Here is a 14,195-nt window from a genome sequence, read left to right as displayed (position 1 = left end):
CATCGAGGGCGCTTTTTTTTTGTGCGCCCTGCATTTGTCGATCATACTCAGTACTATGCCGCCTGACGGTAGAACATGTCCGAACTTTCCGTGTGAAATAAGGGAATTATGACGACAGCCCCCACCACGTTGCCAGCGGTGTTAACCAGCACGGCAATAGAACAAAAAATACTGCGCAGATCGATCTTCTGTACGCTGTTTATCGCCAGTGCCGGGATCGTGTTTGGGATTGTCTGCGGTTCGATGTCGATCGTTTTTGATGGCATGTTCTCGGCGTTGGACGCGGGCATGTGTTCATTATCCCTGCTGGTGTCCCGCCTGCTGGGGCAACCCCATAGCCGTCGTTTTCAGTATGGTTTCTGGCATGTCGAGCCGCTGGTGCTGGCATTTAACGGCAGTTTACTGACGTTGCTGTGTCTGTATGCCTTTGTAAACGCCGTCAAAGGGATTGCCGACGGAGGGCGCGAGCTTGAGCTGGGCTGGGCGATTGTCTATGCCGTTACCGTCAGTATTTTCTGCTTTACCCTCTACGTTAAGCAAAGCCGGCTGAATAAGCAGGTCAAATCGGAGCTGATCGCGCTGGATAACAAAAGCTGGCTGATGTCGGCCTGCATCAGTTCGGCGTTATTGGTGGCTTTTATTCTTTCCTGGCTAATGGAAGGCACCCGTTATGAATATCTCAACGTCTATGCCGACCCTGTCGCACTGGCACTGTTGACGCTGGTCCTGATCCCGGTGCCAATCAAAACGGTAAAATCTGCCATTCAGGAAGTGCTGCAGATGACGCCGGACAGCCTGGATGCCAAGGTGGGATCCATTATGGCGCAGCTGACGCTGGAGTATGGCTTCCTGGATTATTCCAATTACGCCACCCGCGTTGGCCGTGGGCTGTTTATTGAGATCCACATCGTGATCCCGCCAGAGATGGAACACAGCGGCGTCCACAAGCTGGATAAAATCCGTGACCAGATAGCCGACGCCATTGGTGAAGATAGCCCGCACCGCTGGCTGACCATCTCCTTTACCCATAATGCGAAGTGGCTATAGGTTTTTCGCCATCACCCACATGGCCACGGATTGGCTGACGCTGGTATAGCTCTCCTCACCCACGATCGCCATACCTTGGCGCTGATAAAAGCGTTGGCCAGCCACGTTACTTTTCAGCACGTCCAGCCACAGGATTGGTTGCCCTCTCTCAACGGCTCGTCGCTGTACTTCGGCAAATAACTGCTTCCCATAGCCGCGCCCGGCAAACTGCGGCAGGAAATAAATCTTTTGCAGCTCGGCCCCGAGGGTTGCGGTCGCTGCCTGCAGGCTGTCGAAATTAAGCTTGGCAAAGCCTACCGGCGTCTCCCCCTCATAGGCAAGCAGCCAGCAAGTATCGCGGTCTCGCAATGAGGGCTCCAACGCTTGTTCGGCAAAATCCTTGGTCAGAAACGCCTGCAACTCCTGCTGGTTTTGCCAAAGTTCAGCAAAGTGAGCGAGGTAGCTGGCAATCCCGATATCCCGCACGGTCGCTAAATCAGCGGGCAACGCTTGACGGATCGTGAACACGATAGCCTCTTTGTAATGGTTAGTTGACTCATCTTGGGCGATCGACTGCTTGCCGCTCAGTGCGCCCCATTCGCTCCAGGAACCGTCATAGAGTTTCACCTGCCTGGCACCCAGTGATTGCAGGCCAAAGGCCAGCACGGCGGCGGTGACGCCAGAACCACAGCTGACGATGGTGGGCGCGTCGATATCGACCCCTTTTTCTTCGAAGGTTTTTTTCAGCGCCTCGAGCGATTTGAAACGTCCGTTCTCCAGCAGCTCGCCATACGGAATATTGATACTGCCCGGAATATGGCCACGGTGCAGGCCAGGGCGCGGTTCCGGGGCTTGGGCATAGAAACGAGGTGCGGCACGGGCGTCGAGGATTTGCCGCTGGTCGTTCATCGCCTGCTCAACCTGCCGCATATCCACCACCGCTTCGGCATTAAAGTGCGCGCGGAAGGTCGCGGGGGTAGGCTGTGCAGGGCCGGTTTCCAAGGCGTTACCGCGTGATGTCCAACCCTGCAAACCTTCATCGAGCACGAATACATTTTGTGCGCCGAAATTACGGAACGTCCACCAACCGCGTGGGGCAGAAAACTGATTGCCTTCATCATAGAAAACAAGGGTCTGTTGGTCATTAATGCCCAGTTTACCTGCGGCAGCGGCAAAGGCTTCTGCCGTGGGCAGCATATGCGGCAGCGTAGTATTTTTATCCGCGACGTCGTCAATATCGAAATATACCGCACCTGGTATATGGCCCCGCTCAAATTCGGCCAACATGTCTTGCTTCGGCACCTGACCGACAGGTGCCATACGCACATCAACCAGCGTCAGATTTTCATCGTTGATATGTTGCTCAAGCCATTGCGCGGTCACTAAAAAAGCAGAGTTCATGGTCATTGTTCGCCTGTCAGGACAAAGAAGGTTTTCACTATACCTCAACGATCTTGCATATTGGTATGCTGTGGTTTGAAAGGGAGCAGGGCAGATGATTGACCAAGACTTTGGCGGGGCGAAAATCGCCTTGCTGTACGGTGGCCAGGTGCTGGTTTACCAGCGTGATGACAACCCGGCGATCCCCTGGCCCGGTTGCTGGGACTTGCCCGGCGGCGGGCGTGAAGGGGACGAAACTCCGGTGCAATGTGTGCAACGGGAAACCGGGGAGGAGTTCGGTATTCTATTGCCCGCACGGCAAATTGTCTGGCAGCAGCGTTACGCCGGGATCAAGCCTGGCTCGCCGCCCACCTGGTTTATGGTGGGGGAAATCACCCTTGCGCAGATTGCAGCGATCCGCTTTGGCAATGAAGGACAGTGCTGGCAAATGATGCCTACGGATGAGTTTGTGCGTCACCCACAGGGTATTGCCCATCTGCGTCAGCGGCTAGCGGATCGCCTGGCCCAGCTCGGCTGGCCGGACATGCTCGATTAACGCGTCGAGCTGGTGCGCGCAAAACACCTCGAAACCATGTTGGCGTAATGGCTCTGCGGTAATACCGCTGCCGGGATGGGGTTGGCCACTGAATGCGTTATAAACGCATGTTTTTTATCCACCGCGTTTTATGAAGGCAGTCACGGATCCGGGTCAAAGTTGATTATCGGCTTGTTAATGAAATTTAAATTTCATATAAATACATAATGATTTTTATTTTCCAAAAATAAGCAAGGGAGAAAACGATGAAACAGGTGCGCGTTGGATTGATCGGTACTGGTTATATTGGCCGCTGTCATGCTATCGCCTATGCACAGGCTGGCACGGTGTTCCCGCTGAAAGGGGAACTGGTATTGGAGATGCTGGCGGAAGTGACATCCGAACTGGCAGCTCAGCGGGCGGCGGAGTTCAGTTTCGCGCGTTCAACCGGCGACTGGCGTGAACTGGTGGCCGACCCTGCCATAGACGTGGTGGATATCTGTGCTCCGAACTTCCTGCATAAAGAGATGGCTCTGGCGGCAATTGCACAGGGCAAGCATGTTTATTCCGAGAAGCCGCTGGCGCTGAATGCGCAAGATGCCACCGAGATGGTGCAGGCCGCGCGCGCCAAAGGGGTCAAAACCCTGGTTGGGTTCAACTATATGAAAAACCCGACCAGCCAGCTGGCACGGGAAATCATCGCCAACGGTGAAATTGGCGAGGTGGTACATTTTTACGGTACGCATAATGAAGATTATCTGGCCGATCCGCGTACGCCGATCGACTGGCACTGCCGTAAAGCCACCGCCGGGTTGGGGGCGTTGGGCGATCTGGCGGCGCACATCGTGAACATGGCGCATTATCTGGTGGGGGATATTGTCGCGGTGTCGGGCGATATGCAAACCCTGATCAAACAGCGGCCCGATCCGGGCAATCCGGCCAAGATGTGTGAAGTCGAAAACGAAGATCAGGCCAGCGCGCTGGTGCGCTTTGCCAATGGCGCGATGGGAACCATAGAAACCTCACGCATTGCCTGCGGGCGCAAAATGGGCCTGACCTATGTGGTGACCGGCACCAAGGGCACGCTGAGTTTCACTCAGGAACGCATGGCGGAACTGAAACTGTATCGCCATGATGAACCGGCCGAGCGGCAGGGCTTCAAAACCATCATGGTAGGGCCAAAGCACCCGGATTACGCCGCATTCTGCGTCAGTGCCGGCCATGGCATCGGCTTTAACGATCAGAAAACGGTGGAGATCCGTGATTTGGTCAATGGCATTGCCGCAGGTGATCGGCTGTGGCCAGATTTTGAGGAAGGCTGGAAGGTATCCTGCGTGCTGGATGCGATTGCCGCCTCTGCCGAACAGCGCCGCTGGTTAGACATCAACTGCGATTGACCCTGTTACCGGGAGGCCGCTAACTGTGCTGTCCCGTAGGGCCTTGCATGCTGCGCCCATTTGGCAGCATGCAAGGCCCTTGGACGCTTAAAACGCAAAGCAAGAACAGCCGAAGGCACCCCAAAAGGCATTCTCGTTGGCGATGGGAATGCTGGAACGGCGGGCAATATCATGCTGGTGAGCATGAACGCCACAAGGGCCGCAACACTGGTGCGGCTGGCTTAATGCACCTACCTTGCCGGTGGTTGCGGGCGGTGCTGAGCGATAATGCCCCGGTACATTGGCCACCGGTGACCATTCAGGCAGTACCGGTAACGGCGGCGGAGAGAACGGCGAGAAACTGTCCGCAGCATAGACAACTTTACCATCCACCACGGTCATGACCGACTCAATTCCCTTGATCTGCTCCTCCGGTACGCTGAAGTAATCCTGTGACAACACGGCCATATCCGCCAGCTGTCCCACCTTGATCTGGCCCTTTTTCCCTTGTTCGGTAGAGAACCAGGCACTGCCCTGTGTCCAAAGCATTAATGCCGTTTCGCGATCCAGACGAGCCTGATCGTCATACATTGCCATACCGCCGACCGTGCGGCCAGAAACCAGCCAGTACAGCGCTGTCCAAGGGTTGTAACTGGCGACGCGGGTGGCGTCGGTGCCTAGTCCAACCGGCAGTTCTGCCGCCAACATTTTGGCGACCGGTGGAGTCTGTTTGGTGGCTTCGATGCCATAGCGTTCGGCAAAGTATTCCCCTTGAAACGCCATGCGGTGCTGTACGGCGATACCGCCCCCGAGGGCTTTCACTCGCTCGATATTACGCTCAGAAATGGTTTCCGCATGGTCAAAAATCCAGTGCAGACCAGCAAAGGGGATTTCGCGGTTGACCTTCTCAAACACGTTCAGCATTCGGCTGATGGATTCATCGTAAGTGGCATGCAAACGGAACGGCCAGCGGTGTTCCACCAGATGGCGTACTACGCGTTCCAGCTCATCCTCGGTACCTTCAGGCAAATCCGGGCGAGGTTGCAGAAAGTCTTCGAAGTCGGCCGCCGAGAACACCAGCATTTCCCCCGCGCCGTTATGGCGGTAAAAGTCCGTTCCCTGGCCGGGTTTGAGCATATCCGTCCATAGCTGGAAGTCTTCCAGCTCCTGTTTTGGCCTTTGGGTAAACAGGTTGTAGGCGATACGCAAGGTCAGCTGTTTTTTATCGTGCAGTTCCGCGATGACCTGATAGTCCTCGGGATAGTTCTGGAAACCGCCGCCTGCGTCAATCGCGCTGGTCAGGCCCAGACGGTTGAGTTCGCGCATAAACTGGCGGGTGGAGTTCACCTGTTGTTCCAGCGGCAGCTTCGGCCCCTTGGCTAAGGTTGCATAGAGGATCATGGCATTGGGCTTGGCGATCAACATCCCGGTTGGGTTGCCGTTGCCGTCGCGCTGGATTTCACCTCCCGGCGGGTTTGGCGTGTCTTTGGTGTAGCCCACTACTTTCAGCGCAGCGCGGTTAAGCAGGGCGCGATCGTACAGATGCAGAATAAAGACCGGCGTGTCTGGGGCGGCGGCGTTGATTTCATCCAACGTAGGCATACGGCGCTCGGCGAATTGGAACTCGGTCCAACCGCCGACTACTCTGACCCACTGTGGGCTAGGCGTGCGCAGTGCCTGTTCCTTGAGCATACGCAAGGCGTCGGCCAGCGAAGGTACGCCTTCCCAGCGTAGTTCCAGGTTGTAATTCAATCCCCCCCGGATCAGGTGCAGGTGTGAATCATTCAGGCCGGGCACCGCCGTATGGCCGTGTAAGTCGATGATCTGGGTTTCCGGCCCGACGTGTTGCATGACGTCATTCTCACTACCGACGGCCAGAAACTTGCCGTCCTTGATCGCCACGGCCTGAGCGGTGGGATTCTCGCGATCGACGGTATGGAATTTACCGTTGCGGATGATCAATGAAGCGGTGTGACTCATAGCGTTTTCCTTAATGGCGGGTGAGCCATTGATGAAACAGACGGGTAACCAACGGCATCCACAGGAATACCACCAGGGCGACAACGCTGGCATCATTGAGTAAATGCCCAGCCAGTGTGCCGCTCAGTTCCGGCAGCAGCTTGCCCCAAAACCAGGGCACCAGATTGGTCGAAGGGAATATCACCAGCAGGGTGATTAAAAACTGTTTCCACTTGGCCGGTGGCCGTACGTTGGCGCTGGCAGGTGTGAACCAGAACTCGGCTCCGGGGCGGATCTCAATATGATCGCTCCCCTGCAGCAGTGGTGTGACTTCTTCGATATATTTCAGTCGCTGTGGCGAGTGGATCCAGCGGTATAAATTGTCCAGATTATCGAAGCGTACCAGCACCGTATAAGCCTGCTGATTACCGGAGGGGCGGATGACGTTAACGCCTAGATGGCCGTCAAACTGGGCGGCATCGGGCATGATGCGTTTTAACCAGGCTTCATAGGCTGGTTCCTGGCCTGGAGCCAGATGGTGAGTGATCACCAGCGTAACGTGTTGCTGATGGGACATGGATCCAGCTCCTGAAAAACCCCGGCGCGCGGCCGGGAGGGTAATGCGGTCAGTCAAGGTGAGCCTTGCGCGGTTTTACTTGCCGCTGCGAGCCGGGGCGTGATGCACCAGAGTGTAAGCATAGTCAACGCCCATTCCGTAGGCACCGCTGTGTTCACGTACCAGATCCATCACCGCATCGTAGGTTTCTTTACGTGCCCAATCGCGTTGGTATTCGAGTAGCACCTGTTGCCAGGTTACCGGAATGGCCCCAGCCTGCACCATGCGATCGATAGCGCGCTCATGGGCATCCACCGAGGTGCCGCCAGAGGTGTCTGTGACCACATAAACCTCATACCCGGCTTCCAGTGCCATCAATGCCGGAAAGGTCAGGCAGACCTCGGTCCACAGGGCGGAGATCACCAGTTTTTTACGGCCGATGGCCTCCACGGCTTTAACGAATGCCGCATCTTCCCAGGAATTCATCGAGGTACGCTCAATCGGGGTGAGTTCTGGATGCACCGCCAGCAGTTCCGGCCAGATATAGCCGCTGAAACTTTCGCTTTCGACCGAGGTAAAAATAGTGGGAACATTAAAGATGCTGCCGGCTTTGGCCAGCGCTACCACGTTGTTTTTCAGCTGTTGGCGATCGATATTGGCTACGCCAAAAGCCATTTGCGGTTGATGATCGATAAAGATGAGTGCGGAGTTTTTCGGATCAAGCAGTTGAAACTTAGACATAATGTACCTTCCAATAGAATTACCGTGAATAAGATAGATGCACTGTATCAATGGAGTGAATGGTAGGTAGGTGCCGTTTTCAAAGATAGCGTAGAATTTTTACCTTCTTGTTAAGTTTTTTTATCTATGGGAGAAAGGGGTGAGACTAAACCTGGAAGACTGCCAGGATCGTTATCCATGCAGCTAACGTCATGATGCTGATTTTTAACTTTGCTTTACCACTTTTGTTATTTTGAGCGCCGATACGCTTCGCCGATACTGAGAAAAATAGCCTCAGCGAGCCGAAAAATGCCCTCAGCCAAACCCCATAGCCACTATCTGCACGGCGAACAACGTGCCTGGATCCAACAGCTTAACCGGCATTGGGTCTGGCGGCTGGAGCTGCCGACCTGGGGCATTATGCTGCTGGTTTACGGCAGTTGGTTCGGTGTGGTGCATTACTGGCAGCAGCTTGGCCCCTGGCTGGGCGCACCACTGCTGACGCTGGCGACTACCTGGTATCTCTCGTTGCAGCATGAGCTGATCCACGGCCATCCTACCCGCTGGCCACGGCTCAACCAACTGTTCGGCCTGCTTCCCCTGGCGGTGTGGTATCCCTACGGGCTGTACCGCGACAGCCATATTCAGCATCACCGTGACGATCATCTGACCCAACCTGCCGAAGATCCGGAAAGTTACTATTTCAGCCAGGCGCAGTGGCAACGGTTTCCTGTTTTGCTGCCTCTGTTGGCCAAGGTACGTAATACCCTGATTGGGCGAGTCACGCTTGGCCCGGCATGGGATATTATCGCTACGCTGTCCAACGCCCTGAAAGCCATACTGGCTGGTGATCTGCGGACCTTGGCAATGTGGCTGGTTCAGGGAGCGCTGCTGGTGGTGCTGCTGGCGTGGCTGCAAACCCGGGGCATTTCTGCCGCCTTTTATCTGCTGGCGGTCAGCTACCCGGCGCTGGGGCTGACCAAGATCCGTTCGTTTTATGAGCATCGCGCGGTGGACGCTCCACAGGCACGTTCTATTATTAATGAGGCCTCTTGGCCGTGGCGGCTGCTGTTTCTCAATCTGAACTATCATTTAGTCCATCATGATTTACCCGGTTTGCCATGGTATGGGCTGCGAAAAGTCTATTTGGCAGAGCAACTGGCCTATCGGCAACGCAGCCAGGGGTTTGTGGTGCAGGGCTATGGTAACTGGTTTGTCGACTATGCCGTGACGCCGATTACCGTTGAAGTACACCCGTTTGAACAGGAGAGTGTCGGGAAGCAGCATGTGATAGGCTGGACTCATACCGCGCAGGATTTTCCAATCGATCTGGCGAAATAGCCGGAAAGCATCATCAAAGAGGATAAAGCATGGCTATTACCCCATTACGCGCACGTTTTTTGGCATTGGCTTTGACCGTTCTGGCGGGAGCCAGCGGTGTTGCACAGGCGGCCGATACGGTACGCGTGGGTTCTAAAATTGATACCGAAGGCTCGTTGCTTGGCAATATCATTGTGCAGGTGCTGGAAGCCAACGGCATCAAAACCACCAACAAACTGCAATTGGGTACCACCAAGGTACTGCGTGGTGCCATCACTTCCGGCGAGATTGATATCTACCCGGAATACACCGGTAACGGTGCCTTTTTCTTCTCAGATGAAAAAGATCCGGCGTGGAAAAACGCTCAGGCCGGGTTTGAGAAGGTGAAAAAGCTCGACTATGACCAGAATAAGATCGTCTGGCTGGATGCCGCCCCGGCAAACAACACCTGGACGATCGCCGTTCGTCAGGATGTGGCGCAGGCCAACCAGCTGAAAACGCTGGCAGATCTGGCCAAGTGGATCAACGGCGGCGGTAAGTTCAAACTGGCGGCATCGGCAGAGTTTATCGAACGTCCAGACGCGCTACCGGCCTTCCAGAATGCTTATGGCTTCAAGCTGAATCAGGATCAGTTGCTGTCACTGGCTGGCGGTGATACGGCGGTGACCATCAAAGCGGCGGCGGAACAAACCTCTGGGGTGAATGCGGCAATGGCCTATGGCACCGATGGCCCGGTAGCCGCGCTGGGCCTGCAAACGTTGGCAGACCCACAGGGCGTACAGCCGATCTACGCACCAGCACCGATTATTCGTGAGGCAACGCTGCACCAGCACGCCAATATCGCCGAACTGCTCAAGCCGGTATTCGCCACGCTCGACGGCCCAACCTTGCAGCAGTTGAACGCGCAGATCGCCGTAGAAGGCCAGGATGCCAAACAGGTGGCGGTCAATTACCTGAAACAGAAAGGGTTGATTAAGTAACCTTGATTCGACGACTGAATCTGATATTGCCCCTCACCCCAACCCTCTCCCATAGGGAGAGGGAGCGGATATGGAGTAGCCATTAAGGGCAGGATTCAAGCTTTAGAACGTTTAATCCCCTCCCCGCAGGAGATGGAACGGAGCGGCATTGGGGTTAGGTGCAGGAGCCCATTTGTGGCACGTTCAGTCCCCTCTCCCTGTGGGAGAGGGTTAGGGTGAGGGAGGCAGCTTACGCGTAGCTTTGCATTCTGCGCTTAACTGGCTGATTAGACCCTGGGAGTGATTTTGATTATTGTCTTGAAAAACCGCGTATTACTGACCTTGTTTATTTTGCTGTTGCTTGCGGCCTTTGGCCTGCCGTTTCTCAGTTATGCCCCAAATCGCCTGCTGTCTGGCAAGAGTATCTCTCTGATTTCACTATTGCATGGTCCAGCGCTATGGCTGCTGTTGCCGTTACTGGTGTTGGCCGTGCTCAGCCTGTTGACCCCCACGCGCAATCGGGCGCGGCTGACCGCCTGCGTTGCCGCTGTTCTATTGGCGATGATCTTTTGGTTGAGCGGCTATACCGCTCAGCAACTGGCATTGCAGGGCTCACCGTTGGCACGGACTTCCTGGAGCAGCGGTTGTGCACTAATGGTGGCATTGAGCGGCCTGATCGCCGCAGATGCCATGACGCGGATCACTCCCTCGCATCTGTGGCGCATTCTGGGTAACACCTTGGTGATGCTACCTACCGCGTTGTTGCTGTTTACCCATCAGTTGGACCAGCTTTCCCTGCTGAAGGAGTACCACAACCGGCAAGAGGTATTTGACGCCGCGTTGCTACAGCATCTGACCATCTTGCTGGCCACCCTGGTACCGGCATTGCTGCTTGGTGTGCCGTTGGGCGTGTTGTGCTTTCGTTCAACCCGCTGGCAGGCCCCGATCTTTTCTACGTTGAATATCATCCAGACCGTACCTTCCATTGCGCTGTTTGGCCTGTTGATCGCCCCGTTGGCCGGGTTGGCAGCGGCGCTACCTTGGCTGGCTAACTTAGGCATCAGCGGTATCGGTATGGCCCCGGCGATTGTGGCGTTGGTGCTCTATGCCCTGTTGCCACTGGTGCGTAGCGTGGTCGCCGGTTTGCAAAGCGTGCCCGCCAGCGTGATTGAGTCCGCCTGCGGCATGGGAATGACGCGCGGGCAGATTTTCTTTGGCGTACAGCTGCCACTGGCATTGCCACTGTTCCTGACCGGCGTGCGGATCCTGGCGGTACAAACAGTGGGAATGGCTGTGGTGGCCGCGCTGATCGGGGCCGGGGGTTTTGGTGCGATCGTGTTTCAAGGATTACTCAGCAGTGCGCTGGATCTGGTGCTGCTCGGGGTGATCCCGGTGATTGCCATGGCGGTGATCGTCGATTCGCTGTTTAAATTCATAATTTCAATGTTGGAAGTGACTGCCAGATGATTAACTTTGACCGGGTAAGCAAGATTTTTCAGGGGAAACCGGCGGTGGACGATCTCTCGTTGAGCATGGCGGAAGGGGAGTTTACCGTGCTGATCGGCACTTCCGGCTCTGGCAAATCCACCACTTTGAAGATGATCAACCGCCTGATCGAGCATGATAAAGGCAAGATCAGGTTTGCCGGTGAGGAGATCCATAAGTTCAAGCCGCAGGATTTGCGCCGCCGAATGGGCTACGCCATCCAGTCGATCGGCCTGTTTCCCCATTGGACGGTAGAAGAGAATATCGCCACGGTGCCGCAGTTGCTGAAGTGGCCACGGGCACGGATCCGCGATCGGGTGACTGAGCTGATGGAGCTGCTGCAACTGGAGCCGGAACAGTTCCGCCAGCGCTATCCGCATCAGCTTTCCGGCGGACAGCAGCAGCGGGTTGGGGTGGCACGGGCGCTGGCCGCCGATCCTGAGGTGTTGCTGATGGACGAACCCTTTGGAGCGCTCGATCCGGTGACCCGGGCCTCGTTGCAGGCTGAGATTGCCCGCATTCATCAACTTTCTGGCCGCACCATCGTATTGGTGACGCACGATATCGATGAGGCGCTGGGGCTAGCCGATCGGATCGTGCTGCTCGATCAGGGGCGAGTGGTGCAGCAGGGCACTCCGTTGGAGCTGTTAACCAACCCGGTGAATGATTTTGTGCGTGACTTCTTTGGCCGCAGCGATCGGGGGATCAAGCTGTTGGCGTTGGGCACGGTAGCCGAAAGGGTGCGGCCGGGCGAGGCGGAAGGGGAACCGATCCAGGCCATGATGAGCCTGCGTGAGGCGCTGTCGGTGTTTGTTGCCCGAGGCAGCGAACGTTTACCGGTGGTCGGCGATCAGGGGCAAGCGCTTGGCGTTTTGCATTTCAGCGATTTGATCGCACATAAGGCGCTATCATGAACATCACGCGTTGGTGGCGCGATCCGCTACCCTGGACTTTTGCTCTGCTAGTGGCGTTGGTCTTCGGCATGAACCATTTGCACGGCCTGTTTGCCGCTTGGTTCCCACAGTTGGACAGGCCGGTGTATCAGCAGGACAGCTTCTTCTCGCTGGTTGTTGCGCATTTATCGCTAGTAGCCGTATCGAGCCTGATTGCGGTAATGATTGGCGTAACCGCTGGCATTGCGGTGACGCGCGATGCCGGGCGGGAGTTTCGCTCATTGGTGGAAACCGTGGTTGCCGTTGGGCAGACTTTTCCACCGGTCGCGGTATTGGCGGTGGCGGTACCGGTAATGGGCTTTAGTGAGCAGCCAGCGATTATTGCGCTGGTGCTGTATGGGTTATTACCGATCCTGCAAGGCACCTTGACCGGGATAGAGTCGGTTCCGGCGGGGACGCGTGAAGTGGCTCAAGGGGTGGGGATGAACCGCTGGCAAGTTTTGTGGCGCGTTGAGTTGCCGTTGGCGGCCCCGGTGATCGTTGCGGGGATCCGTACTTCGGTGATTATCAATATCGGCACGGCGGCGATAGCCTCGACGGTGGGCACCAAAACGTTGGGAACGCCGATCATTATTGGCCTGAGTGGCTTCAATACGGCGTATGTGATCCAGGGAGCGGTGGTAGTGGCGTTGTTGGCGATCATTACCGACATGCTGTTCGAACGCTGGGTATGCTACCTCACCGCCTGGCGTCAGCAGCGGCTGACTGTCTCATCTTCTGCGGGGTAACGATTATGGCAATAATCTCTTTACCGATGTACGGCGTTAGCCACCAACAGGTGGAACCGTTCTGGCAGGCGCTACGCGATAAGCTGCGGCAACTGGGTATGGCGGAGGTTCCCCAGGAGCTGAGTTGGCCGCAGGATTTGCCGCAACACTGGCAGCGGCCGGATCTGCTACTTAGCCAAACCTGCGGTTATCCATTGGTGACGGTGCTACCACAGGTACAGCTGGTGGGCACTTACCATTACCGCGTGGAAGGTTGCAGCGGAGCGAACTACAGCAGTTGGCTGGTGGTGCGAGAGGATGAACCGGCTGAACGGCTGGAAGATTTCCGCGATCGCGTGGTGGCGTATAACAGCCGGGATTCACAGTCGGGCTATAACAGCCTGCGGGCGTTGATTGCACCGCTGGCGCGGGAAGGGCGTTTTTTCCGCCAGGCGCTCGCCTCTGGCGGCCACTATCGCTCACTGGAGATGATCCTGGAGGGGCAGGCGGATATTGCGGCTATCGACTGCATCAGCTTTGCCCTATTGAAACGGGCACGGCCACAGGCCGTTGCTGGTCTGAAGATTATTGGCCGTACCGCTGCGGTACCGGGCTTGCCGTTGATCACGGCGGCGGGAACGCCAGACTCACAATTGGCAATCCTGCGCACTGCGGCCAGCGCCATGGTCAACCATACGGCCAGTGAAAGCCTGCTGATCGGCGATTTCAGTCTGGTGCCGCGTGCCGCTTATCAGCGGGTGGTCGAGCTTGAAAGGCTGGCGGCCAACGCTGGCGTAACGGCGTTATAAAGCGGGTTATTTCGCTTGGATAGTGGCCGTTGGGGCGCTATCGGCTGCGGCATCGTTGGTGGTTGTGGTTTCTTCTTGTGGCGTGGTGGAACGGGTGTACATATTCAGCCCGGCCAGGAACACGCCGCCCAGAGAGCCGAAGGCGCATAAGGCGATGACGATGAGGAACGCTTTTTTCCGCATAATGATGATTTCGCAGGTTGTCCAGAACAGCGGGAATTATAGCCCCTTCACCGGGTGAAACAACACTCGTTTAATTGGGGGTATGCGGGCTGCACCGATCCTCTCGTCTTTTGGGGCGGGATCTGGTTCGCAACTGATGTTCAAAGGTTTTGCGAGGCGGGTTCAGAACCCATTCGTTCATAATGTGCGCCGATGACAGCCTATGGTAGGTTTTTTATGTTAAGTCC

The 14,195-nt window shown here is 56.1% G+C and carries 14 protein-coding genes and 1 pseudogene; 9 read left to right on the top strand and 6 right to left on the bottom strand.

Annotation, left to right across the window (positions count from 1 at the left end; all coding sequences use genetic code 11):
* The first annotated feature begins 108 nt into the window (after positions 1-108).
* On the top strand, positions 109-1,047 hold the full coding sequence (locus ABIE29_RS11755; RefSeq protein WP_429618954.1) for a cation diffusion facilitator family transporter: 939 nt from the start codon (positions 109-111) through the stop codon (positions 1,045-1,047).
* On the opposite strand, the gene ABIE29_RS11750 is transcribed toward ABIE29_RS11755, so the two are convergent.
* On the bottom strand, positions 1,042-1,512 hold the full coding sequence (locus ABIE29_RS11750) for a GNAT family N-acetyltransferase (protein ID WP_429619069.1): 471 nt from the start codon (positions 1,510-1,512) through the stop codon (positions 1,042-1,044). The genes ABIE29_RS11755 and ABIE29_RS11750 overlap by 6 nt on opposite strands.
* Positions 1,513-1,614: 102 nt before the next feature.
* Positions 1,615-2,427 (bottom strand): annotated as a pseudogene (gene sseA, locus ABIE29_RS11745) (3-mercaptopyruvate sulfurtransferase); the annotation flags it as partial.
* A gap of 94 nt (positions 2,428-2,521) precedes the next feature.
* On the opposite strand from sseA, the gene ABIE29_RS11740 reads away from it, so the two are divergent.
* Positions 2,522-2,962: an NUDIX domain-containing protein gene (locus ABIE29_RS11740; RefSeq protein ID WP_429618953.1), complete on the top strand. Its 441-nt coding sequence runs from the start codon at positions 2,522-2,524 to the stop codon at positions 2,960-2,962.
* A gap of 245 nt (positions 2,963-3,207) precedes the next feature.
* Complete coding sequence (locus ABIE29_RS11735; RefSeq protein ID WP_429618951.1) at positions 3,208-4,338, top strand: Gfo/Idh/MocA family protein; 1,131 nt, start codon at positions 3,208-3,210, stop codon at positions 4,336-4,338.
* 87 nt (positions 4,339-4,425) lie between these two features.
* Here the strand turns inward: ABIE29_RS11735 and ABIE29_RS11730 are convergent, their stop codons facing one another.
* The 3 genes from ABIE29_RS11730 to ABIE29_RS11720 form a co-directional block, all read right to left on the bottom strand.
* The gene (locus ABIE29_RS11730; protein ID WP_429618950.1) at positions 4,426-6,297 is read right to left on the bottom strand and encodes an amidohydrolase; all 1,872 of its coding nucleotides are present in this window, start codon (positions 6,295-6,297) and stop codon (positions 4,426-4,428) included.
* 10 nt (positions 6,298-6,307) lie between these two features.
* Entirely contained in the window at positions 6,308-6,853 is a 546-nt protein-coding gene (locus ABIE29_RS11725) for an antibiotic biosynthesis monooxygenase (protein ID WP_065686817.1), read from the bottom strand.
* A gap of 75 nt (positions 6,854-6,928) precedes the next feature.
* Positions 6,929-7,573: a hydrolase gene (locus ABIE29_RS11720; protein WP_429618948.1), complete on the bottom strand. Its 645-nt coding sequence runs from the start codon at positions 7,571-7,573 to the stop codon at positions 6,929-6,931.
* A gap of 288 nt (positions 7,574-7,861) precedes the next feature.
* On the opposite strand from ABIE29_RS11720, the gene ABIE29_RS11715 reads away from it, so the two are divergent.
* The 6 genes from ABIE29_RS11715 to ABIE29_RS11690 all read left to right on the top strand — a co-directional run bounded on the left by ABIE29_RS11715 (position 7,862) and on the right by ABIE29_RS11690 (position 13,785).
* Complete coding sequence (locus tag ABIE29_RS11715) at positions 7,862-8,893, top strand: fatty acid desaturase (RefSeq protein WP_429618946.1); 1,032 nt, start codon at positions 7,862-7,864, stop codon at positions 8,891-8,893.
* Positions 8,894-8,922: 29 nt separating this feature from the next.
* On the top strand, positions 8,923-9,852 hold the full coding sequence (gene osmF, locus ABIE29_RS11710) for a glycine betaine ABC transporter substrate-binding protein OsmF (protein WP_429618945.1): 930 nt from the start codon (positions 8,923-8,925) through the stop codon (positions 9,850-9,852).
* 291 nt (positions 9,853-10,143) lie between these two features.
* Positions 10,144-11,298 carry an ABC transporter permease gene (locus tag ABIE29_RS11705; RefSeq protein ID WP_429619068.1) on the top strand — a complete coding sequence of 385 codons (1,155 nt, stop codon included), beginning with the start codon at positions 10,144-10,146 and terminating at the stop codon, positions 11,296-11,298.
* A complete protein-coding gene (locus ABIE29_RS11700) occupies positions 11,295-12,230 on the top strand; it encodes an ABC transporter ATP-binding protein (protein WP_429618944.1) in 936 nt (311 codons plus the stop codon). The genes ABIE29_RS11705 and ABIE29_RS11700 overlap by 4 nt, the downstream gene beginning before the upstream one ends.
* Positions 12,227-12,997, top strand: a complete 771-nt coding sequence (locus ABIE29_RS11695) for an ABC transporter permease (RefSeq protein WP_429618943.1) — start codon at positions 12,227-12,229, stop codon at positions 12,995-12,997. The genes ABIE29_RS11700 and ABIE29_RS11695 overlap by 4 nt, the downstream gene beginning before the upstream one ends.
* A gap of 5 nt (positions 12,998-13,002) precedes the next feature.
* On the top strand, positions 13,003-13,785 hold the full coding sequence (locus ABIE29_RS11690; RefSeq protein WP_429618941.1) for a phosphate/phosphite/phosphonate ABC transporter substrate-binding protein: 783 nt from the start codon (positions 13,003-13,005) through the stop codon (positions 13,783-13,785).
* 6 nt (positions 13,786-13,791) lie between these two features.
* Here the strand turns inward: ABIE29_RS11690 and ABIE29_RS11685 are convergent, their stop codons facing one another.
* The gene (locus ABIE29_RS11685) at positions 13,792-13,968 is read right to left on the bottom strand and encodes a hypothetical protein (RefSeq protein WP_166734524.1); all 177 of its coding nucleotides are present in this window, start codon (positions 13,966-13,968) and stop codon (positions 13,792-13,794) included.
* Positions 13,969-14,195 lie beyond the last annotated feature (227 nt).

Origin of the sequence: Serratia sp. 2723 (assembly GCF_050434425.1) — a bacterium.
Classification (GTDB): Bacteria; Pseudomonadota; Gammaproteobacteria; order Enterobacterales; family Enterobacteriaceae; genus Chania.
This window is presented reverse-complemented; position numbering and strand designations above follow the sequence as displayed.